Annotated in this window: 24 protein-coding genes; 22 read left to right on the top strand and 2 right to left on the bottom strand. The window is 41.5% G+C overall.

Annotation, left to right across the window (positions count from 1 at the left end; translation table 11 throughout):
• The first annotated feature begins 80 nt into the window (after positions 1 to 80).
• The 3 genes from spoIVB to ACFQ2J_RS05675 all read left to right on the top strand — a co-directional run bounded on the left by spoIVB (position 81) and on the right by ACFQ2J_RS05675 (position 3,539).
• On the top strand, positions 81 to 1,367 hold the full coding sequence (spoIVB, locus tag ACFQ2J_RS05685; protein WP_449343030.1) for a SpoIVB peptidase: 1,287 nt from the start codon (positions 81 to 83) through the stop codon (positions 1,365 to 1,367).
• A gap of 291 nt (positions 1,368 to 1,658) precedes the next feature.
• The gene (gene spo0A, locus ACFQ2J_RS05680; RefSeq protein ID WP_386057383.1) at positions 1,659 to 2,438 is read left to right on the top strand and encodes a sporulation transcription factor Spo0A; all 780 of its coding nucleotides are present in this window, start codon (positions 1,659 to 1,661) and stop codon (positions 2,436 to 2,438) included.
• 162 nt (positions 2,439 to 2,600) lie between these two features.
• Positions 2,601 to 3,539, top strand: a complete 939-nt coding sequence (locus tag ACFQ2J_RS05675; RefSeq protein WP_386058357.1) for a tyrosine-type recombinase/integrase — start codon at positions 2,601 to 2,603, stop codon at positions 3,537 to 3,539.
• Between the two features lie 46 nt (positions 3,540 to 3,585).
• On the opposite strand, the gene ACFQ2J_RS05670 is transcribed toward ACFQ2J_RS05675, so the two are convergent.
• On the bottom strand, positions 3,586 to 4,425 hold the full coding sequence (locus ACFQ2J_RS05670) for a hypothetical protein (protein ID WP_386057381.1): 840 nt from the start codon (positions 4,423 to 4,425) through the stop codon (positions 3,586 to 3,588).
• Between the two features lie 299 nt (positions 4,426 to 4,724).
• On the opposite strand from ACFQ2J_RS05670, the gene ACFQ2J_RS05665 reads away from it, so the two are divergent.
• The 6 genes from ACFQ2J_RS05665 to ACFQ2J_RS05640 all read left to right on the top strand — a co-directional run bounded on the left by ACFQ2J_RS05665 (position 4,725) and on the right by ACFQ2J_RS05640 (position 10,264).
• Entirely contained in the window at positions 4,725 to 5,135 is a 411-nt protein-coding gene (locus tag ACFQ2J_RS05665; protein WP_386057380.1) for an endonuclease domain-containing protein, read from the top strand.
• A 102-nt stretch (positions 5,136 to 5,237) separates the two neighbouring features.
• Complete coding sequence (locus ACFQ2J_RS05660) at positions 5,238 to 6,308, top strand: tyrosine-type recombinase/integrase (RefSeq protein WP_386057378.1); 1,071 nt, start codon at positions 5,238 to 5,240, stop codon at positions 6,306 to 6,308.
• Complete coding sequence (locus ACFQ2J_RS05655; RefSeq protein WP_386057376.1) at positions 6,308 to 7,312, top strand: tyrosine-type recombinase/integrase; 1,005 nt, start codon at positions 6,308 to 6,310, stop codon at positions 7,310 to 7,312. The genes ACFQ2J_RS05660 and ACFQ2J_RS05655 overlap by 1 nt, the downstream gene beginning before the upstream one ends.
• A gap of 36 nt (positions 7,313 to 7,348) precedes the next feature.
• Positions 7,349 to 7,657 carry a helix-turn-helix domain-containing protein gene (locus tag ACFQ2J_RS05650; RefSeq protein WP_386057375.1) on the top strand — a complete coding sequence of 103 codons (309 nt, stop codon included), beginning with the start codon at positions 7,349 to 7,351 and terminating at the stop codon, positions 7,655 to 7,657.
• A 512-nt stretch (positions 7,658 to 8,169) separates the two neighbouring features.
• Entirely contained in the window at positions 8,170 to 8,745 is a 576-nt protein-coding gene (locus tag ACFQ2J_RS05645; protein ID WP_386057373.1) for a tyrosine-type recombinase/integrase, read from the top strand.
• A 250-nt stretch (positions 8,746 to 8,995) separates the two neighbouring features.
• A complete protein-coding gene (locus tag ACFQ2J_RS05640; RefSeq protein WP_386057371.1) occupies positions 8,996 to 10,264 on the top strand; it encodes a hypothetical protein in 1,269 nt (422 codons plus the stop codon).
• Between the two features lie 40 nt (positions 10,265 to 10,304).
• Here ACFQ2J_RS05640 and ACFQ2J_RS05635 read toward each other — a convergent pair whose 3' ends face one another.
• Positions 10,305 to 10,523 (bottom strand): helix-turn-helix domain-containing protein, encoded by a 219-nt coding sequence (locus ACFQ2J_RS05635; protein WP_386057369.1) that lies wholly within the window; start codon positions 10,521 to 10,523, stop codon positions 10,305 to 10,307.
• 403 nt (positions 10,524 to 10,926) lie between these two features.
• Between ACFQ2J_RS05635 and ACFQ2J_RS05630 the strand changes: the two genes are divergently transcribed.
• The 13 genes from ACFQ2J_RS05630 (at position 10,927) to ACFQ2J_RS05570 (ending at position 21,761) form a co-directional block, all read left to right on the top strand.
• The gene (locus tag ACFQ2J_RS05630; RefSeq protein WP_386057368.1) at positions 10,927 to 11,244 is read left to right on the top strand and encodes a hypothetical protein; all 318 of its coding nucleotides are present in this window, start codon (positions 10,927 to 10,929) and stop codon (positions 11,242 to 11,244) included.
• Between the two features lie 168 nt (positions 11,245 to 11,412).
• Positions 11,413 to 11,826, top strand: coding sequence for a hypothetical protein (locus ACFQ2J_RS05625; RefSeq protein ID WP_386057366.1), 414 nt, complete (start codon positions 11,413 to 11,415; stop codon positions 11,824 to 11,826).
• Positions 11,827 to 12,484: 658 nt separating this feature from the next.
• On the top strand, positions 12,485 to 13,909 hold the full coding sequence (locus tag ACFQ2J_RS05620) for a TOTE conflict system archaeo-eukaryotic primase domain-containing protein (protein WP_386057364.1): 1,425 nt from the start codon (positions 12,485 to 12,487) through the stop codon (positions 13,907 to 13,909).
• A gap of 112 nt (positions 13,910 to 14,021) precedes the next feature.
• The gene (locus ACFQ2J_RS05615; protein ID WP_386057362.1) at positions 14,022 to 14,693 is read left to right on the top strand and encodes a hypothetical protein; all 672 of its coding nucleotides are present in this window, start codon (positions 14,022 to 14,024) and stop codon (positions 14,691 to 14,693) included.
• 132 nt (positions 14,694 to 14,825) lie between these two features.
• Positions 14,826 to 14,990 carry a helix-turn-helix domain-containing protein gene (locus tag ACFQ2J_RS05610; protein ID WP_386057360.1) on the top strand — a complete coding sequence of 55 codons (165 nt, stop codon included), beginning with the start codon at positions 14,826 to 14,828 and terminating at the stop codon, positions 14,988 to 14,990.
• 401 nt (positions 14,991 to 15,391) lie between these two features.
• Entirely contained in the window at positions 15,392 to 15,817 is a 426-nt protein-coding gene (locus ACFQ2J_RS05605) for an HNH endonuclease (protein ID WP_386057358.1), read from the top strand.
• Positions 15,810 to 16,031: a hypothetical protein gene (locus ACFQ2J_RS05600; RefSeq protein WP_386057356.1), complete on the top strand. Its 222-nt coding sequence runs from the start codon at positions 15,810 to 15,812 to the stop codon at positions 16,029 to 16,031. The genes ACFQ2J_RS05605 and ACFQ2J_RS05600 overlap by 8 nt, the downstream gene beginning before the upstream one ends.
• A gap of 137 nt (positions 16,032 to 16,168) precedes the next feature.
• Positions 16,169 to 16,849: a hypothetical protein gene (locus ACFQ2J_RS05595; RefSeq protein WP_386057354.1), complete on the top strand. Its 681-nt coding sequence runs from the start codon at positions 16,169 to 16,171 to the stop codon at positions 16,847 to 16,849.
• A gap of 11 nt (positions 16,850 to 16,860) precedes the next feature.
• Positions 16,861 to 17,226 (top strand): hypothetical protein, encoded by a 366-nt coding sequence (locus ACFQ2J_RS05590; RefSeq protein ID WP_386057352.1) that lies wholly within the window; start codon positions 16,861 to 16,863, stop codon positions 17,224 to 17,226.
• A 102-nt stretch (positions 17,227 to 17,328) separates the two neighbouring features.
• Entirely contained in the window at positions 17,329 to 17,661 is a 333-nt protein-coding gene (locus ACFQ2J_RS05585) for a hypothetical protein (protein ID WP_386057350.1), read from the top strand.
• Between the two features lie 247 nt (positions 17,662 to 17,908).
• Positions 17,909 to 19,906 carry a phage tail protein gene (locus ACFQ2J_RS05580; protein ID WP_386057348.1) on the top strand — a complete coding sequence of 666 codons (1,998 nt, stop codon included), beginning with the start codon at positions 17,909 to 17,911 and terminating at the stop codon, positions 19,904 to 19,906.
• 20 nt (positions 19,907 to 19,926) lie between these two features.
• On the top strand, positions 19,927 to 21,072 hold the full coding sequence (locus ACFQ2J_RS05575; protein WP_386057346.1) for a hypothetical protein: 1,146 nt from the start codon (positions 19,927 to 19,929) through the stop codon (positions 21,070 to 21,072).
• 224 nt (positions 21,073 to 21,296) lie between these two features.
• Positions 21,297 to 21,761: a hypothetical protein gene (locus ACFQ2J_RS05570; protein ID WP_386057344.1), complete on the top strand. Its 465-nt coding sequence runs from the start codon at positions 21,297 to 21,299 to the stop codon at positions 21,759 to 21,761.
• Positions 21,762 to 21,782: the final 21 nt, after the last annotated feature.

Here is a 21,782-nt window from a genome sequence, read left to right as displayed (position 1 = left end):
TTCCCTCTATTTTCTGACCATGTTCGGGTTTAAAATGCCCCTTTAAGAACACATTAAAAGTAAACCATTCGATAGTGAAGGTGTGGGTTAGAAGCGAGGAGTGGGAACTATTGAAAGCTAAACAGCGATGGAAATACACGATTGGTTCGATCCTGCTGCTAATGATGATTGCTATACCGTTTCTAAACCCTGTACAAGATCATATAACCATTCCAACCGAATGGACCACTTATGAATCCCAAGCTGCAATACCAGCTTTAAAAGGGATGAAGGATAAATCAGAAAAGACCTCCCCTGCATTTCAGTCCCAATCTGAAAAATTGGGCTCTGAAGATATCTTTTACCAATTAGCCGGTCTTCCCATCAAAAAAACCAATGCCGATTACCTTGATGACTTCAAAGTCATGCCTGGTGGACAATCCATCGGAGTCAAGCTCAGCACAAAAGGTGTGCTTGTAGTCGGACATCATCAGGTCAAAACAGAAAATGCCATGGTTTCTCCGGGTGAAAAAGCCAACATCCGTGTTGGAGATATCATTCTCGAAGTAAATGGCAAAGAATTGAAAAAGATGGCGGATATGGCTCCGATAGTGAAGGAGTCCGGTGAAAAGAACCAGGACCTTACGTTGATCGTCAAACGAGGGAAAGAAACCTTCGAAACGATTTTAGAACCGACTTACGATGTAAAGGACCAGAAGTACCGTATTGGACTGTATATCAGAGATTCTGCTGCAGGAATCGGTACGATGACCTTTTATGATCCTTCGTCGCACAAATATGGAGCACTAGGGCATATCATCAGTGACATGGATACTCGTAAACCGATTGAAATCAATGAAGGGACGATTGTCCGCTCTCATGTTACGTCGATTCAAAAAGGAAGTCAGGGTGTCCCTGGAGAAAAAAGGGCAGACTTTTCTGCTACAAGAGATCGGATTGGCGATATTACTAAGAACAGCCCATTTGGAATCTTTGGAAAGTTGAAGGGTGACGTTTCCAATGGGTTATACGATCGGCCGATTCCGATAGCCTTATCACATCAAGTGAAGGAAGGTCCTGCAAAAATCCTGACGGTTGTCGATGGAGATGAAGTACAGGAGTATGATGTAGAAGTTGTCAGTACAGTACCGCAAAAACATCCAGCTACAAAAGGTATGATTGTGAAAATAACCGATCCTGAGCTACTGAAAGCTACTGGTGGCATCGTGCAAGGGATGAGTGGTAGTCCAATCATTCAGAATGGAAAGTTGATTGGAGCAGTCACTCATGTGTTCGTCAATGATCCGACTTCCGGGTATGGCGTCCACATCGAATGGATGCTGCAAGAAGCTGGTATCGACATTTATAAAGATCAAATTGCAAGCTGACCGTACAGTTCTTCTGTACGGTTTTTTTACTTCCTTTGATGAATTCTGAAAACTTAGACAAATAGAGCGGTTGCATGCTATAATTTGGCATGTAAAGAAAATTCGACAAAACAGCAGGTTTTAGTGTGTGTATTTGTAGAATACCATCGAATATAAAAGAAATCGAGAGCATTATCGAGCATTTTTAAAATAAATTAATTTTTTCGTCTAGAATTAAAAGGATTATCGTGTCGCTTGTCGAATAACTTCATGTGGAACTCAGGAGGAATATCTGGAGGAGGAATTACTAACATGGAAAAAATTAAAGTTTGTCTTGCGGATGATAACCGTGAATTGATCAAATTATTGGAAGAATACTTAGGCGACGCGAGCGGGATAGAAGTTGTCGGTACAGCTTATAACGGTAAAGACTGTCTGGAAATGCTTGAGGAAGTGGAAGCGGACGTGTTGGTTCTCGATATCATCATGCCTCATATGGACGGGATTGCTGTACTCACACAGCTTCGTGAATTGGAATTGAAGAAGAAGCCTAGCGTCATCATGCTGACAGCGTTCGGTCAAGAGGAAGTGACGAAGAAGGCGGTTGATTTAGGTGCGGCTTATTTCATGCTGAAACCATTCGATCTTGAAAGTCTGACAGAACAGATCAGGCAGGTGCACGGTGCAAAAGATCCGATAAGCAAAGCAATCGGCACCGGATCAAGATCAGGTCGCAAGCCTGATTTGAATACGAGCATCACGCAGATCATCCATGAAATCGGTGTCCCAGCTCATATTAAAGGATACATGTATCTTCGTGAAGCGATTTCCATGGTGTATAATGATATTGAATTACTCGGTTCAATTACTAAAGTCCTTTATCCTGATATCGCAAAGAAATATCAGACAACCGCTTCACGTGTCGAGCGTGCAATCCGTCACGCGATCGAAGTTGCCTGGAATCGTGGAAATGTGGACTCCATCTCGTCTTTATTCGGTTATACTATTTCTAATACAAAAGCAAAACCGACGAACTCCGAATTCATTGCGATGGTAGCGGATCGTCTTCGCTTGGAGCATAAGGCAGGCTAATGCGGTTTTGACTCGCTATTTCACGCAAACATAGCGATAAACTTGTTCCGTAAACCAATAAACGTTATATCGTAGGCTTATAAGCGTTCTCATTTATCGGTACGTCCGATAGAAGGGGGCGCTTTTTGCGTGGATTCATTTACTATTGAAATTGATCGATACATGATTGACTGCAACAGCCGAGGATTATCGGTTAAAACGTTGAGGAGTTACGAACAATCACTACGCCTTTTCCAACGTTACTTATCGGAGCAACACGAAATTACCGAGCCATCGAAGGTAAAGAGCTCACACATACGTTCATACTTCGCATTTATTCGGGATCGAGGGAAGTATAGCGCATTTTCTTCCGACCAATCCGTCGAAATTAATCGACCACAGAATCGCAAGGACTACGGTAAGACGGTTAGTAACACGACGCTGGCTAATTATCAGCGGAACATAAACGCTTTCTTTGCTTACCTTTATCGTGAAAAGGTCGTTAAAAATAACCCTTGCAAAGATGTAGATAAGATTCGTCCGCAAAGGAAGATAAAAGAACTCCTAACCGAAAACGAGTTGCATTTATTTTTTAGGTCGTTCGATGTTTCGAAGTTTCATGAATACAGAAATTGGATAATTGCTCGGGTGATATTGGATACAGGAGCAAGAATTGGCGAGCTCTTAGAGGTTGTTCCTGCAGATATAAACATACGCGCAGGCGCAATCTTACTTCGACACACAAAGAGCAAAAAGGATCGGTTTGTCTATTTTTCACCGAAACTCGGAAGGAATTTGAAATCGTGGCTAGAGTATAGGGACCGTTACACAGATAGTCCTTACGTCTTTCCATCGATCAGGGGAAATAAAATGGACGTTCGAAATGTGGAGGCTGCATTTAGAAAACACGGCGAAATGATCGGAGTAAAGGTTCACCCGCACCAGATAAGAAACAATTTCGCAAAGTATTACTTGCTAGGCGGAGGAGATATGGTGACGTTATCAAAAATACTCGGTCATTCAAGCATCGAAGTAACTCAGCAGGCTTACTTAGATTTTACAGAAGATGAAATCAGTCGTAAGTACCAGCAGCATTCACCTTTAAGTAAACTAAAGATATAAAAAAAGTCGTGGCTATAAGTAGTCACGACAAGCAAGGGGGGGGAACTTAATTAACTCTTTCTTCTTCGTCCCATTCTCTTTTGTAATCATAAATAAAACCTTTGACATCATCTTTTGTGTTCATTCTAGTTCTTGAAATTCCGCTTTTTGTTGTGAAGGTAGCGATTTTATTGATGTTAATATTACACGCTATGAGGATTTGTATATATAAATATTTTCTGATTTTTTCATCAATCGTTTTATTGAAGCTTAACCTTACGAAAAGAAGTTCGTAATTAACATAGAGAACAAAAATGTAGATGAAAGGCATAAGCAAGAAGGACAAAATTATTGGTAAAAATAAATCTTGAGTTTTATCTATATAATCAACTGAATTATCATTAAGGAAATTTATTGCGGAGTAGAAAAGGATTGTAAACCCGATAACACTTAATAAAGTATTCACGAGTTTGTTAATTATAAGATATCCTGCGTCATCTCGTTTTTTAAAATCTGGATGATTTTCTAACAAAACTTTAAGTACTGTGAGAAATGTAGCTATAAAAACAAGAATAACTTCCCAAATAAATCCAAAACTATATAGGTTTACTATGAATTGAAACAAAATAATAATTTTTATATTATCTTTCAGCATTTTTTTAAAGTAACTTGTATCTTTTGCATTAAGTATTGCCCTAAAGGTAACTGCAAAGCCTGCAAATATAAACCATATTAAGGCGGACTTCCAAAGTCGGGATTCCCAAAAACCGATTTGATTTAATATGTAAATTAAGAGTAAAAAGTACATGACTAAAGTAATGACTAACCTTTTAATTTTTAAAAATGCAGAAACGATTTTCTTGATTATAGCTTTATCAACTCTAAGTAATATGAAGGTAAAAAGCACAAGTAACCAAAACCCTAATGCTAACTCTCTATTTGTAAATACTTTATTTAATGTGCTATGAAATTCTAGAATTGGTATTATATTTGCATAGTAAATTATACTCACCTCTATTCAATATATAGATAATTTTACCATATCTAAAATTTTAAAGTGAGTATTACATGAGTTTTTAGAGGGATTCCTGAGCACTACCGTTTATGTATCGTAAATGGGAAATCGTTAACGAAAGTGTCTACTGGCGGGAATCTGCCGAGTATTACGGTTAAGGATACTGGCGATAATACTAGCGGTGATGCTATGTGCTAATTATCGAAGCTGTTGTATTCTTCTCGTTGTTGATTGGCGTAGTAATTTTGGCGCTGATATATAAGCCGCCTCAACAGGAAGCACCGTTTGACTCGGAGCTCGCGAAATGTGAATCGCCAATCGAACGTCGTTTGTATAACGGCTTAGTTTCTGTCGGCCTCTATCCGCGGACGCAATACCCTGTTGGCAAGTACCGGATCGATATCGCGTTTGTCGGCCAGAAAATCGCAATCGAGGCGGATGGTAAGGCTTACCATTCCACACCGGAGCAAAAGGCGCATGATCGAAAGAAGAACCGTTACTTAAAAAAGAACGGGTGGAAAGTCATGCGTTTCACCGGATCCCAAATACACCGAAGCTTACCTCGGATAGTTACGGAGATATCGAAAGAATTGAATACGTAACCCTCCGTTTACTTCCGTTTGACCTTCGTATTTAAATCTTTTTTGACGTTAAAATTTCTTTTAAACCGCGTCATGAAGGGATTTCGAGGAGGGTGTAGAAGGTTGAATAGGGAGGTGGATTCCGTGGAGCTAAGTGAAAAGATTAGGAAAAGGACAAACGGATTATCTGACAGGGAGATATTGATGCATATGTTTAGAAAGTTCTACAACATCAAAGACTCGGAAGGGATAGCTAGCAGAACGCTCAGACAATATAAAGAGAACTTTAAGTCGTTTGAAGCCTTTTTGGATGAAAAAATTATGATGTTCAGACTAGAGATGCTTGATCTTGACTTCTTTAGAGAATACCAATTCTATATGAGAAATGAGGTAGTCAAGTTTCAGAACCACAAGTATAACCTGAACGGAAACAAAGGTTTAGCTGCTGCTACAATTAGGACAAGAATAAAAACTCTGAGAGTGTTCTTCAATTGTATGGAATTTGAAGGGTATATAGATAAAAGTCCAATTAGAGGTTTAAAGCAATATAAGGAAATCGATTCCGACATCAAAGTGTTAACAAAAGATGAATTATACAGGTTGTTAAAATCCCAAGATAAACTTCAGTATGCGCAGTTTAGAGACCATGTTTTGCTCAATTTGCTTATAGATACTATGGCTAGGATCGGTGAAGTGACACGCCTTACAGTTGATGACTTTAACTTTGATGACTTAAGTGTTTATATTCCAGCCAATATTTCTAAAAGTGGAAGGGCTCGAAAATTGCCATTGCATAAGAACACAGTTGATTTACTTAAGGAACTAATAAAAGAGAATCAAGATTTTAATTCTGAATATTTGTTTTTGACAGGTTACGGAAATGTCTATAAAAAAGATGCTTTTAATAAAAGGTTGAAAATGTATGCGGAAAAAGCAGGCATTAGTAAGAGGCTCCATTCTCACTTGCTAAGGCATACAGGCGCTACTTTATTCTTGGAAAACGGAGGAGACCAAAGGCACTTACAGTTGTTACTTGGTCATGCCGACTTTCGCATGATTTTAAGGTACACCCATTTAGGTGATAAATCGATTAGAAATCAGCATTCAAAGCATTCTGCGATTAATGATGTTATACCTAAATTGAAGAGAAAGAGAAAGAATAAAAGAAAATATTGGGATGGGGAGGATCTGTAATGCCAAGAAAAAATCGGAGGCATGTTCGCCCTGGTATATACAAACGTCGAGAGGTCGGACAGTACAGAATTGAACCTAAAGAAGGTAAGTTGGACAAGAATATTACAACTGCTGAAGCATTAGAAACAGTGATGGAAACCTACAGGGCGGAAGGTTATCGAGAAAGGACTTTGAAAGGGTACTGTGATTATTATGAAGAGTTCATAGAATATGTCGGAAAGTACAAAGTGGCGGACATTACTAAAGAGGATATCCGTAAATATATTAACACCCTTTTGGAAAAACGAGGACTATCACCTGTAACAGTAAATATAAGGCTTGCCAGTTTGAGAAGTATCTTCAATCGGTTTGTTATGGAAGACATACTGATCGATACTCCTTTTAAAGCTATAAGAAAATTAAAAGTTGATGAATTTAAAATGTATGCGCTTAGTGATCTGCAGATAAACAAACTTATTAATGAGATGGATTTAACCACCTTTTCTGGGTATAGGGATTACGTAATGTTCCATACAGCTCTTCTTACTGGAATGCGGTCCAATGAGTTAACTGCATTGGAAATTAAAGATATAGACTTCAGTAAGAAAAGAATTGTCCTGGATGGAAGTAAAAATAAGAATAGAAGGTCTAGGATAGTCCCATTGCCGGATTATTTGCTTTCCGAGTTTGAACAATGGATAACAGAGACTCGTGAAAACTTTGGTGAAGATGTGACTCTGATGTTTGTAAATCAGTTTGGAGAAGAGCTCAGGTATGATCGCTTTAGAAAACGGCTAGGGAAGTACGCTAAACAAGCGGGTATAGAAAAAGAATGTCGTGCAAGTCCTCATAGTCTGAGGCATACTTTCGCAATCAAGTTTCTGAGTAGCGGTGGGGACTTAAAGTCGCTGCAGAAAATCCTCGGCCACTCTGAATTAGAATCCACCGAAGTTTATCTGAAATACTCGGATCAGATGGTGCAAGACAACTACAATAAAATATTTAATAATGAGCAAAACGGATAAGAATAACGTTGCTCAATTACTGAAAGGAGTGAAGATATGCCTAGAAAATCTAAAAGGAGTAAGCAACCGTCACAGGTTCCGCCCCTAGATGAACGTCATCATTTAGCTATCAGGATGATATTCCATGGATACACACGTCAGGAGATCGCGGATACTCTAGAAGTAAGCCGAATGCAGGTATGGCGATGGGAACAGCGCAAGGACTTCGATAAAGAATATGACAAATACGTAAAAGCCTATGTCCGAAAGCACTACGGTAAGAAAGATAGTTATTTATGTAATGCGGCTATAGCTGGCGACGTCCAATCGCTCAAATTTATTATGGAAGCGTGTGACCTGACTTAAGCGATAATACTACCATTTTTCGCAGTACCCAAAAAAGTCGCATGGACCCAGTGGTATCAACGGATACAGCGTTTTGAAGGGTAGTTACATTTTCTCCCTTTATGCGACACTTTGGACAACTTTGGAATGCACGAAATTAAGCGGTTTGACGCATGATTTACCAGCCACACGCCTCTTCTGCGCGCCTCTATAACGCTTTGCAACGCTGGACGTAGGCGGACATATAGCGGAATTTCGCACGGTTTACCAGCCAGAGCGTTCACGACGGACACGCTTCCGAAACTTTCAGCTACTAGAGTGTACATTTTTGAACCTAATAACTTATTTATATATGGGAGTTACCTAAAAGCAGGTGGCCGAAGGCAATGATTTGCTCTTAATGAATGTATGCTATTATCTATTTCCATACGCTTGAAATGCCGTAATTAATGCATTTATTAATTGTCTTCGCTATGAATGTATGGTATTATTAATTTATCGATAAAACCATACGTTTAAAAGGGGCGATTTTATTGGCTTATCAAGGTGGAAGTAAAGGCGATGTAGTTGACGTTCAACCTCTCCGAACGAAAGCGGAGATAGACGAGTTTCGGGAAGCGTTGGCAATGTCGACGCAAGCCGATCGGAACCTGCTCTTATTCAACATCGGGATTAATACCGGCTTACGGATCGGAGATATCGTGAAGTTACGTATTGAGGACGTTAAAGGGCGGTCAAACGTGGTTATAAACGAAGGTAAGACGAAGAAGCCTCGACGTGTGTATCTAACCGCAATAATGGCGGACATAGCCGATTACCTGGTCGATAAGCCTAACAATGGCTGGCTCTTTCCAAGCCGGAAAGGTGACGGTCATATCACACCTACGCAGGCTTATCGCATCTATTCGAAGGCTGCCGACCTACTTGGCCGTAAGGATATAGGTACGCACACTGGACGGAAAACCTTCGGCTATCACTATTACCAACGTACTAAGGACGTCGCTACTTTGATGGAGATATTCAACCATTCCGACCAGGCTACGACAAAACGATATATTGGGATCCGCGAGCAGGAAATCGAAGCAACGCTCAAAGACTTCCGCCTCTGATCGAAGGGTTGGCGCCATGTGTGCCAGTCTTTTTTATATGCGAAGGAAATAACAACCCCCCGCGGGCGGTATAAATCAATTTGCCCCGCCAGACAAGGTCTAGTTAAGAGCAGTATGAATTAACTTTGCTAAGTTTTTTAAAGTAATTAACCCTTTTTTAAAAAGTTGACCAACTCGTACATGCTAAAATTTAGTGATAAAATATTTAAGACTATAGTGTTATTCAGAGAAAATTAACAGGGGGGATAATTTGAATAGTCAGAATAAATTAGTAGAGTATAGTACTGTCGACTTATCGAGAATGAATGAAGAAGAGATAAAGGATTTATTGATGTTTGAAAAAGATTGTTTTATGAACAATAAAGGTATGCAGTGGAATATAACAAGATATTCATCTGAGAAAGTTATTCGTGTACTTAAATCATATTTTTTAGCTGATAGCAATTTTAAACAGTTTAGCACTAATCCTAATGCACCTTTTTACTCAATACCTACATCATCTGTATATGGTAAACACCAGGATGATTATGAAGAGGAAGATTTTTTTTCTCTAATTAAGGTACTTTACCTTAATGGTTATATTATTTACACCTCAGGTGGATTAAGTGGTATTAAAGTTGAAAAAACCAATTTTAGTGACGATATTAAAAGTATGTACGCTCCCTTTTTGGTTGAATACAATCTTAATTGGATTCATGAACACTTTCCGCACCTCTTCACTTTAAAAAATCTAGAGTTCAGTGACTTCGAGATTGACAGTATGAACCTTAAAGATGATTCATTATGGATATTAAATCAATTTCAAAGGTCAGGTTCAATTTTGGAGGAGATTGCTTCACATAATTCAACGACTTGCATTACAAACCGTGGAATGCAGAGAATACATGAGGATAATTTTCATAAGAGTGAAAAGGTCGCCTTATATCAAAAGGAGATTGACAAATCACAACAAGATATAAATGAGAAGCAGATTTCACTTGAAGAAGAACAAATGGAACTAGGGAATACTTTAATTGATTATGAAAGAAAAATAAAAAATTCTCAAAAAGACCAAGTTACTGTACTCTCGATTATGGTAGCAGCTTTTTCGGTTATCGGAATTAATATTTCTTCCATAAGCTTAATTGAGGAAAATATGATTGTTGGACTTATTGCAATCAACGCGTCAATCATACTGTCGCTGAGTGTTTTAGCTTTTATACTTAATGAATTGGTTTTTAACTTTAAGAGAGAACACGGAAGAAAAAAATGGGGATGGATTTTTGCGGTGAATTTTTTAGTCCTTGGACTTTGTGTGTTTTTGCTTTCCGACTTCTTTAATAGTGATGAAAGCGAAAATGAGGTTTCCAATTTAGATGAAAAAATTAAGAATTTAGAAAATGAAAATAATACACTAACAAACCAAAATGAGTATTTCAAAACACAAATTCAAGATTTAACTGAAAAGTTGGACTCAGATATAAATCGGGTTAATGAAGATCTAGACAGGTTATTCGAATTATCAATAAATCAAAGATAAACGCAGCAGGCCTAACTCCCTGCTGCGTTTTTTGATGCAATTAATCTACACTTTTTATTTCAAAAATATCGTTAAAGTCTTTTGTGCCTATCGCGTCCATTAAAGTAAGTATGTGCGTCAACTGAATACGGTCATATTTATTGTTCACTAATTGACTTACCGTAGCTTCTCGTAATCCGACCTTTTGCGCAAAATCCTTTTGGGTGCCTGGGAAATTGTCAATGTGTTGCTTCAGTTTTAATACAATCTTTCTTTCCATAATAAATCCCCTCGTATTCCCCGTGTAATTTGTTATTTCTATTTTAGCAGAAAATTTCGCAAATGTGTAATTTACTTGTTGACAATAATTTCTTATTACAGTAAAGTGTAATTAAGTATTACTCATTACAGAAATATGTAATTGGAGGTTGGAATATGAGTACTTGTTTCTGGATCAGCTCAGACGGAACCACTCAACCGATGCAACCGCAGGTAGAAACCTTGCACTCCACTTGTCACGTAGTTCACGACGTCAGCCAGTCGAAAGTAGTCGCTACTATGGAGTACAAGGACGCAGCCATTATCTGGGCGGCACTTAACTACCACGCAGATCGAGAAGGCGACGAACACACTCGCAAGTTAGCGCAAGCATTCAGCGTAAATAAAATGGAGGTGTCTCAATAATGAGAACAACGGAAGAAGTAAACGTTAATATTCATTTTCACAGCACGGAAGTAGACGACACACCGGTCATTTACACGGACGGAAAGGGTCGCATCATCGCACCAGGGCTCGTCCTAGCGTCAGATAACGACGGTTTCGACGTGTATCAATATGATCGGAGGGAAGGCGATATCGTCCACGTTTACCAAGATAACTCGGCGCTATTCTCCGTCGGCTACCTTTCCGGTGGCGAACAAACCCGCGATATGCTGAACGCACTTATCGGAGATAACGTAGGGCTGGTCGATTGGATTCGTGCCGGAGTCAACGCGCAATGACCGATCGGCAAGCTAACACGGTGATGGGCGTCCTGTTCACGACTAGTCTGGCGTTCTTGTACGTAGCTTTGCGAACCTCATTATAAAAATTAAGGAGGTGTAAGTGATGGCGAAGGATCCGGTAATATCTGGCGGTAAATAAAAATAATAATACGGGAGGAATTTACGATGACTACATCCGCACAAGACTATTTCGACCAATTACGATACTTAAATGAGGAAATCACGGTTACTTACGAGCGTTTAAATGCGCTACAGAGCCGTTTCGATAAGGAGATTTCCGAAATATATCACGACATCGAGCGTTCTGACTTCGACCTGACTGACGGGTTGCAGACGACTCTCCGCCTTAAAGAAGTGCTGCAGCAACGTCGGGCGGTGAAGGACCAGTTAGTACGCATCCAGCCCATGTACGACCTGCTACGTCGCAATTTCCGCAGGGTTAACGACGAGTACCTCAGGCGGTCGGAGAAGGGGGATCAGGTCCGCTCGAGCTTAAATAGCACAATGCGTATCGAGGAGGTGTTTCAAAGAATCGAGGAAGAGTCGAGGTCTACGGAATTATCGCTAGTAAACGTATAAGCTGAGGACCGCGGCAACGGTCGGCAAATACTCGCTAAATCCTAACGTTGGCTATCTTAAATAGTCGGGAAATATTTCCCGGAAGGTACGGAAGACGGCACACGGCAATGTGCGGTCTTTTATTTTGCGCAAATTTCGGTGTAATTTTACACAAAATTGCGCTATATGCGAACTAATGCATATTACATATTATAGGGAGCGCACGATTTTTAGTTGGGGCGCGTATTTTATTTTAGAGGGAATTAACTCGAAAGTGTGGGAATGAATATTATTTTGTGAAAGGAAATATGCACGAGGCGCAAGATTATCCGTCGGGAACAGTATTATCTTTTGCGGAGGGAAGAGTTTCGGTGGAAATCGGCACGATTGGACAACCTCGTGTATATAATTTTGTGCGAGAGAGAGTTGGCACGCGTTAGGTATAGTAGGGGGATATTTTCGGGCAGCCGGCCCATTTCAAAAAAGGGGAGAGTTGAAAATGGAAAAGTACAAGTGTGTTTTAAGTTTGAGGGTAGCGAATGATTTGGTCGCTAAAGATTATCGGCTAGTTCATATAGAACCTTCGCACAAGAGACCTGGTAAGTTAGTTTTTGTTTTTCAGAACAGCGAAGAGTTAGAGGTGGAGTTATCTAAATACACATCGAAAAGGGGTTAACTGATGGAACAGCCAATAAAGCAGCTCACAAATAAGTTTAATGAGTTGTACATTCAAACGAGAAGTAAATATCTGGTTCAATTTCCGGAAGGGAAGTACGTCACCCTATCCTATGCTCCTGATAACAGGGTGGCTAAGTTTAACGACAGCATGGTGCCCACGCATCTAAAAGGTGATCTGACATACGGCATTTTCTCTGGAGGGCCGTTCAGTAAGTTTATTACTTTCGATGTTGACTGTGCGAAAGAAAGTTTATCGAAATGGATCACGCTAAAATTGGTCTATACTCTCGAAACTGAGTACGCTATCAATCGCAAAGATATCCATGTAAGTTATTCAGGTAATAAGGGTTATCACGTAGATTTATTCTTCAATGAACAAGTCAGAGTGGAAGATTTACGTGAATTTTTTAAATCGGTACTTATTGAAGTCGGGGACATACCTGAAGGCGAGATCGAGTTCCGACCGTCCTGGACGCAAGGAGTCAAGTTACCGTTAGGTGTTCACCAACAAACCGGTAATCGCTGCTGGTATGTCGATAACTACACGTTGGAACCAATCGAAAGCTACGAATATATACTCGGAATTAAACCGATGTCTGCTACGCTCATTACCGATACCGACTTCGGCTTGACGGATGAACAGATAAAAGAGTTCGAGAAAGTCGCGTCTAGCACGGATATTACTGTAAATGCCGTAGATCTATCAGGCGCTTTACAAAGAGCTCGAAAAATAATCGAAACAGGACGACTAATGCAAAGTGGAACGAGGCATAAAACGACTTTTACACTTGCTTGTTTCGGTAACTCGCAAGGTTGGGAGGAAGAAGAAGCGGTAGGCGTGATAATGGATATCTTGCTCGCGACTCCACGGAATTACTTTAGTGAAGGAAGTACGCCGGAATACTGGCGTAAAGAAGCGGAGAGGTTAGTCGGTTATGTATTTAAAAACGATATTACGGTTAAAGAGTCAGACCAATCACTCACGATATATAAATCGGAAATTCTGGCGGTTTTAGGTTGCGGGACTTTTAGGCAAAAACAGCTCGCCTACGCGATGTTAATTACAAGTAAACGATACGGAAATATCTTTTATCTGACGATTAACACCGCTATGAAAATGATTGGAACTAAATCTCGGCCAACCGTGGTTACTGCAATAAAGAAGCTGATTGAATGTGGTTTTATTGAATACCACAGGAAAGCAGAGGTTGATAGAGCAAGAAGCTTGGAAACTGGACAAGTCCGATATAAACCGAATAAATACAAACTCGCATTTGAATGTAATCAGGACGAAGAAAAGTCGGTCGAGGTTTCCGCAGAAAAGGGGATGGTCGAAGTTGCATTGATGCTTTGTGATATAAAAGAAATCCGTGAATTCGTAAAGCGACGAGAGTTTGAAGGGAGATGGCAAGCGCACACGGGATAACCCTAACCTCCGGCCACCTGCTTTTAGGTAACTCCCATATATAAATAAGTTATTAGGTTCAAAAATGTACAACCCTATAACATCCAAATAAACTACTAAAGGGGAAATAGATATGAAAATTAAGCAAGGTAACTACCGAAATCCTGGAACTGGAGCCGTGGAGTATGCGAGGGAATTCGTTGAAGGGAAAAGCATGTTAGAATCACTGCCGACCATCACTTCGTTGATGAAAGGTGAACTGCATGACGTCGGAAACAAACGCATTAAGCGGTGTGACTATTGCGGCTACCATTACAATGATCAAACGCGACCGAATAATAGTAAGACTTGCTCCAAAGAATGCAAGATTGCTAGAGATACATTAAATCGGAAGATGAAGCAGGCTGATAAAGCACTTCTCAACCCGAAGAAAACAAAGAAACAAGAGTATTACCTTGATTGGTTGGAATATCCGTTCTGGATTAATGAGTATGAAATGCTAAAGCATACGTGGAAGCACGAGCCATCTTATGGTTTAAGTAAGGTCGAACAAATCGCTGCAGCCAAGCAGCGCACCGAACGAATAGGTGGGCGTAGGAAACCGAAATACTGCACACCAATGGATAAGCGAGGCGAAAAGGCTCATAGGGTCCGAGTGAAATTTGCGAAGTCAGACCGGAATCCGAGTGAGGTTAAGACATATCGCATGGATCCAGATGAAATAACTTCTTATCTTGTAAGTAAATACGGAGAAAAGCATCTGCAATCAGCTCGGAGGAAAGCGATAGAGCATAGAAGGAGTTAGCCGCAGTACAAAGGTATAAGGGGAATCGTTATGAGGCGTAGAGCGCCTTTTGGCAATATTGATTATGTTTAGGTATATTTTTTAAGCGAATAGCTAATTTATCAAAAAAATATTAAAAGGGGTGATAGTTTTATGGATGGAAAGAAACTCAGAGAATTGAGGTTCAAGCACGAACTAACACAGAAAGAAATGGCTAAACAGCTTCTGATTACCGACGCTTACCTATCACAGCTAGAAACTGGTGCTCGGAGAATTAGTGAGAAGATTCTTTACAGAATTAAAAGGGAATTTTTTTAGTCCAAACAATAAAAATCACAAAAATATCCATAATAATTATATGTCAACAGGCGATTTTAGTCAAGAGATCATTCTAGCGGTACCGACTTCTAGAGGGCTGCAATGAAAGTAAGGAGATGAAAGGGAAATGAAGGAAACAAAAATTTATCAGCACTTAGTCGAAATCCTAGGCTTAACCAATGAAAGAAACGATTGTATTGAGGGTCGTCTTGACGAGCACGATCAACCGGTCGGAGGTGTCGCAGATGAGCACTACTAAAATATGTCGTAGCTGCGAAATAGAAAAGCCCCTCGACCAATTCAACGCACAGACTGCAAACAAAGACGGATATCGGAGGATTTGCCGACCATGCCAGCGCCAGTATAACTCGGAATATCGTAAAACTTCTGGAGGTAGGTTAATGCGAGCTTTTCATGTGGCGAAGGCTAGGGCGAAAAATTGTGAGGTTCTGGATGATTTGACGATGGACGAGCTACGGGTAGCTTATCGATTCGCTCAAAAACGAGGGTGTGTGTACTGCGGAGAGAAGATTGGAGATGACTTCAGCGTGGACCATGTAATCCCTATGTCAAAGGGAGCGCATAATTCTTTTTGGAATATCGTGGTTTGCCATGAAAAATGCAATTACCGTAAGCACAATAAGCCAGCTTCAAAGTTTGCCAGTAAAGAAAAGATGGACGAAATAATTTTTGACATGATTATAAGAAGCCCATACCACGAAGAAGCAATTACTAATTTCCTCAGTACCGGCGAGTTTATAAGCTCAGAAGACGGAAAAGCACTACGAGACATTGAAGACCGGGGGAAGGTGACGAAAGATGGATAATGAAGTCTGGCGACTAGAAACTGGATGGCTTGCGGGGTACACCGAAGACCGCGAACTGATCCGACGCATTAAGCGCTATAAATTAAAGAAAGGCTGGATTATCATGGCCGACTACTTCTACAGAGGGCGATTAACTGCGGTACAGTTCAAGATTCCGGCTGTACAACGCCGAGTGGCGGAAAGAATGTTCGATACTAACGTAGCAGATATTTGACAAAAATAGCGTCATACAGGCGATTGCGGGCGGTTGAGTGTAAATACACCAACGGCTTTTTTAGTGTGCAAAAATAACGCTTATTTCCTTTGAAATCTGTTGTATGCACTCACTATTTCGCGTTAGGGGGCTGATGCATGGAAATCACCTGCATTTCAAAAGTTTTTGACCATTATAAAAACTCTATAACTGGAGTTGAACTTATCAGAACTAATAAAAACGGTGAAACTTCTCCGCTGGTTCCCGAATCTGGCGCAACCCTAACCGTCGGGGAAAGCGGTTTTTTAATTACCGTAAATGAAACAGAAGAAATCATTGCGAGAGGTTTGGAAACCGACGTATTTGAAGCGGTGCGTAGCGTATCACTCACGTTTAAACCACTTATCGTAGATGACGGAAAGGAACGGATGTTATTCGATCAGTACGATGATCTTTACGGCGGAGCTGCTGACGGCCGTACCAATAGACGAAAGTTTGTCGCGTCAGTCACAATCACGGAAAACGAAACAGCGTTCGGCATAGTCGAGTATAACCAGGGTGAAACGGTAGATAAACATACCATTTATATTCCGGAAACAATTACGAATCAGAACGCGTTCAAGCATCTGGCGGATTATGTGTACGACCTATTAGAGGCAAAAGACTACGGAATATTGGAGATCAAAGGCGTTGAATTAAAGACCGGTTATCTGACTCGGTATAAGGGGGTGGTCCGATATAGAAAAGCGAAATCTAGTGCCAAGCTATCTGAGGCAGAAAAACTAGTTGAATCAACATTAAGAGTAAATAAGGAACTGATCAATACCAAACCAAATTAGGAGGAATTACTATGTATAACAAATCTGAAACGCCATTTGCAAGCACTCAATTAGATGAAAAAAGCAGCATTCAACCAAAAGTAACAGTATCTCGACAAGAACAACCTAAACCTAAATTTAAGAGGGAGCACATCAGCTGTTTCAGTAAAGTGTTTGTTGATGAAGAAGCATTGGCAAGCTACTGCGCTACTCATCCTAACATCACAGTTTCTACTCAAAGCGTTAATCCTAGAGGTGAGATAAGCGTAACGATCAACGAATATGAACCATGTTTTGTCTTTCACAGCAATGAAGAAATTGGTCCTTGGATTGAGTCTAATAAAGATTTCGAAGTAGTTAGAGTCGACCGCACCGCAGGCAAAGTTTTTGTTAAGTAAACCAAATAACTGATAACTATAGCCATCCTTTTGGATGGCTTTTTGTATGCTCCGATGATGCACCCTGCCGGCGGAGGAGCTACTTTTTGAGGAGGGATAAAGATGAAAAAACCAAACACAGACACCAGGAAATATCTGAAGCTGTATAAACAGCTAAAAAACGTAATCGGAGGTTACGACGCTGACACTCCGGAAGAAATGGAAAAGGCAAAGGCGGAACACAACAAGAAATACGAGCAGATTGAGCGGAAGTTAGGCGAACTTAAAGAGAAAAAGTTGTCCGAACCCTTACGCGAATCTAAGCAGCATTTAGAGAAGGCGATTAAATCGATCCAAGAGTTCGACCGTTCTGGTAGCGAGTTTCACGGTCAACTTACGCAGGAACACCTCAAAGCCGCCTCTGACGCTTTAAGGCGGACTGAAAATGGCAGCTAAAAAATCAATTTACTATACTGTTAGCATTACTGACCGCTTCACAAAAAAATTACGCAAAATGCAGACGCAACTAGAGTCCTTCCGCAGAACGGCCGAGCGAGTTGACCGGATGAACATCACGCCTGACCTGGACGCTAACACTGCCGTCTATCAAACGAAGATGAAGGCGGCAAAAGAGGCGGCAGATGCGGTACCTCGTACGATTAGGACAAGGCTTAAAACGAATTACCAGGAATATCGGCGGCAGATGGACCGGATTGCCGACGCAAGCCGAGACACCGGCCAAGTAATCAAGATTAACCTCCTCGGATCATTAATCTCCGTCTTACCTGCGCTTTCTCCGATTATCGGATCGACTGCAGGCGGTATCATGGCGCTTGCTTCCTCGTTGACTGCAGCAGGGGCGGCGGCGGGTGGCTACGGTTTGGTTGCTGTACCTGCGCTTACTGGCGTGTTCAAAGCACAGGAAAAATTGACGGCTGCTCAAGAGGCGGTGGCAAGTGCGGAGGGACCGGAAGAGAAAGCGGAGGCACTAGCGCAGTTGAAGAAGGTGCAGGACGGGCTCACAAAGTCGCAGTTAGCTTCGCTCGAGGCGATGAAGAAATTTGGGTCATTCTTCAGCAAGTTCGCTAAACGGTTTGAAGCTCCTATACTCGATCAGTTCAACCGGTCGCTAGGCATACTCCAGCAGTTGATGGAAACGACTTGGCCGGTAATCGACGGAGCTGTCCGGGCGGTAGACGACCTTATCGACGCCTTCGAACGAAATTTAAAGGCTGATGACGTTAAAGCGATCTTTTACTGGCTCAATACCTCGGCAGGACCAGCGCTTGAAACAATCGGCAAGGCAATCGGAAACTTTCTCACGGGAACACTTTCGATGCTTGCTGCGTTCAATCCGTTAGCAGTCGATATGCAGAACGGTCTTTTGGGAATGTCGGAAGGCTTTAGGGATTGGGCGGCTAGTCTTTCAGAATCGAAGAAGTTCGAGGACTTCCTTAACTTCGTGCGAGAGAACGGTCCCAAAGTGCTTGATCTTATAGGAAACCTAACGATGTTCATAATTAATTTAGGAATTGGATTAGCGCCAGTCGGCACGAAAATCCTCGACATTACCAACGCTTTTCTAGAATGGACTAATAAAATGATGGAAACTTATCCGGTGGTAGGTACGATTATCGGAGTTGCTATGTCATTATTCGGTGTCCTAATGACGTTGATTCCCGGTATTGCGCTCACTCGAGCAGCATTTAAGGGGCTCGGCGGTGGAGTCGCAGGGGCGGTCGGCAAAATTATCTCCTGGATGGCGCCATTTAAGACGCAGATTATCGCGGCGATGCGAGTCGGTGGCGGTGCTTTGCTTAGATTCCTTGGAGGGCCGGTCGGCTTGCTCGTCCAGGGCGTAGTCGCGTTGGTTATCCTGATCGTCAAAAATTGGGACGAGATTGCAGCGTTCACGAAACGTACCTGGGAGAATATCAGCGGAACAATGCGGGCGGCATGGTCGTATATCCGTAATAAAGCGGGCGAATTAGTAGCGAAGGTAGTTCTGAAGTTCTTGGAGCTGAAAAGCAACGTAGTAAATACCTTCAATGCCATTCGAGACTATGCTACGCAAAAAGCCGGTGAACTGGTCGGTAAAGTAGTCGGCAAGTTCCTTGATTTAAAGAACAGGGTAACGGACAAGATGGAGAGTGTCCAGAGCAAAATCACCGATATCTGGGGCGACGTAATGGACTTCTTCGGTGGTATCGACCTTGCAGACACCGGTCGTAATATCATGGAAGGTCTACTAAACGGTATTACTGGAATGGCCGGTAAGTTGATGGACAAGGCGGCAAGTATCGCGAGCTCCATTAAAGATACGATCAAAGGCGCGCTACGGATCCATTCGCCATCCCGTGAGACGACTTATCTCGGTAAGATGGTCGGTGCTGGACTCGCTGAAGGTATGACGAATAGCTTGCGTTCGATTAAACGCGCTTCTAATACGCTTGCATTTGCTGCAGTACCGGCAGTTCCACAGGCTTCCGGTATTAGGTCGGGCTATAAAACGTCCAAAGTACGCCCGGACTATTCGTATCGATACGGAGGTAGCCGAAGCGAACGGAATAGAGACGAATCTAAACCGAATGGCATTACGCAACAGATTACGATTAACAGTACGCAGCCATTGTCGCCGGCTGAAACTGCGCGTAAGTACCGCCAGGCAGCTAGACATCTCGCTATGGAATGGCACGTATAAATTAATGGGAGAGTGATAATATGGCAGAGTTAGGAAGGTTTTTCAATGGTCCTGAATATGATTCGCAGGATTTCTCGGAGTTCTTTCAGAACTTCTTATCTACTGGATTTTTCACAGGCTTAGAGGTAATTGCAACAGATACCATGAATGTAATTATTCAACCGGGAAGTGCTTTTCTTGAAGGTCACGAATACAGAAATACTACTGATTTGAATAAAATATTGGACACAGCAAATGCAACATACGATCGCACCGATAGGGTTGTAGTTAGAAAAGACAGTACACCTGATGCAGAGAATCCTCTGCAAGTCTTCATAAGAACAGGCACACCATCAGATAGTCCTGAACCGCCGGAATTAATTAGAAATGATTCTATTTATGAGATCAGTTTGGCTAACATATTGATAACGGCGGGGAAATCATTCGTTGAGGAGCAGCAAATCACGGATGAACGTGGCGACCCGTTTCTTTGCGGTCGAGTAGATAACCCTTCTCGCCGCACTCAACAGGTAGACTCCGTTGATGTTAGGCTAGCTGACGCAATGCCTGTGGAATTTGCTGAAGGCTTATCACAGTTTTACCTTAATGGAGAAGATTACCCTTCGATTATGCTAGGTTGGCTTAATTCAATAGGGGTAACACCTTCAGATTACGGACGGGACATTGGTGATTTAAGAGCATATGTTCTGACAATCGGTCAAAAAACCAATACAGCGATCCAGGAGTTTACGCTTTTCGCTTGGGATTACTCGAGCAATTATGAGATTTATGGCACATTTCGCAGGGCGACTAATGCAATATCCGCTCAAGGGTCTTGGGGTAAATGGCAAGAAACTGTACTTGAAGTGGAAAGTGGCAGTAACGCTAACGGCCACTTCGTCAAATACTCTAATGGCGTCTTGGAGTGTTGGGGACAACCGTTTTCCCTTGCGACGGACGTACCAACCGGATCCCTCTATCGATCGGAAACACAAACGTGGTCATATCCGTCTACATTTTCCGATGATGCCCCTATTGTCGTTACCGGTGATGTTTCTTCGCTGAATAGGTGGATGGCGATTTCCGGGGGTACAAGCGGAGGGCAGGTAGGAGTTAGAGCTATGTCATCAAACCAAACAACGGATCAATATAGCGTGTGGCTGCGTGCGACAGGGAGGTGGCGCTAATGAAGACCCTAATATTCGTAGATTCGCATGAGTATGTCCAGTTCTTGCGCTACCTTCACGAGCAGGGGAAGAGGCCGAAATACGTTAGGATGGATCAGAGCGGTTTAATCCGCGTTGATTGGAAATAATACTGGCGCCCTTGTAGGGGCGCTTATTACATATTATCCCAATAAAAGAAGGTAAATGGAAAAGGATGTAGAAATATAGGGTGAGGAGGTTGTTAAATGACATCAACTATAAATACGTTTGATAGGCTGAGTGCTACTTCAGTTAGGAACTTAAGAACCTATGTTCAACTAGAGGAAGGTGATAGAGATATTTTCTCATCCACTACACACCACTTTATCGAAAGTATAGGAAGTGCAGAGGGGACTTTATTTCTATTGGATGAAGGAGAAAGAGCTTTAAAGGTCTTTACTGCCGATAAGGAGAAGCACTTTTCAAAAATCACCTATAAAGTCAGCGACATTTTATCAATTAAAGAAATTCACGAAGAATGTGGTTTATTAAAGAAGTCCACACCCAATAAAATAATTTTACAAATGAGTAATAATGACGAAGTAATAATTGATCCTGCTATCACTAAGAACTATGAGGATGTTTATTACGACTTTGAGTATGATGATAGCTTACAGGCTGATTTTCAAAAATTTATTAACGAGGTTGTACGGCATTATTTGTCGAATTAAAGCTAGAGCACCCTGAGTGGG

Source organism: Thalassobacillus hwangdonensis (genome assembly GCF_042675915.1).
Lineage (GTDB): Bacteria > Bacillota > Bacilli > Bacillales > Halobacillaceae > Thalassobacillus_A > Thalassobacillus_A hwangdonensis.
This window is presented reverse-complemented; position numbering and strand designations above follow the sequence as displayed.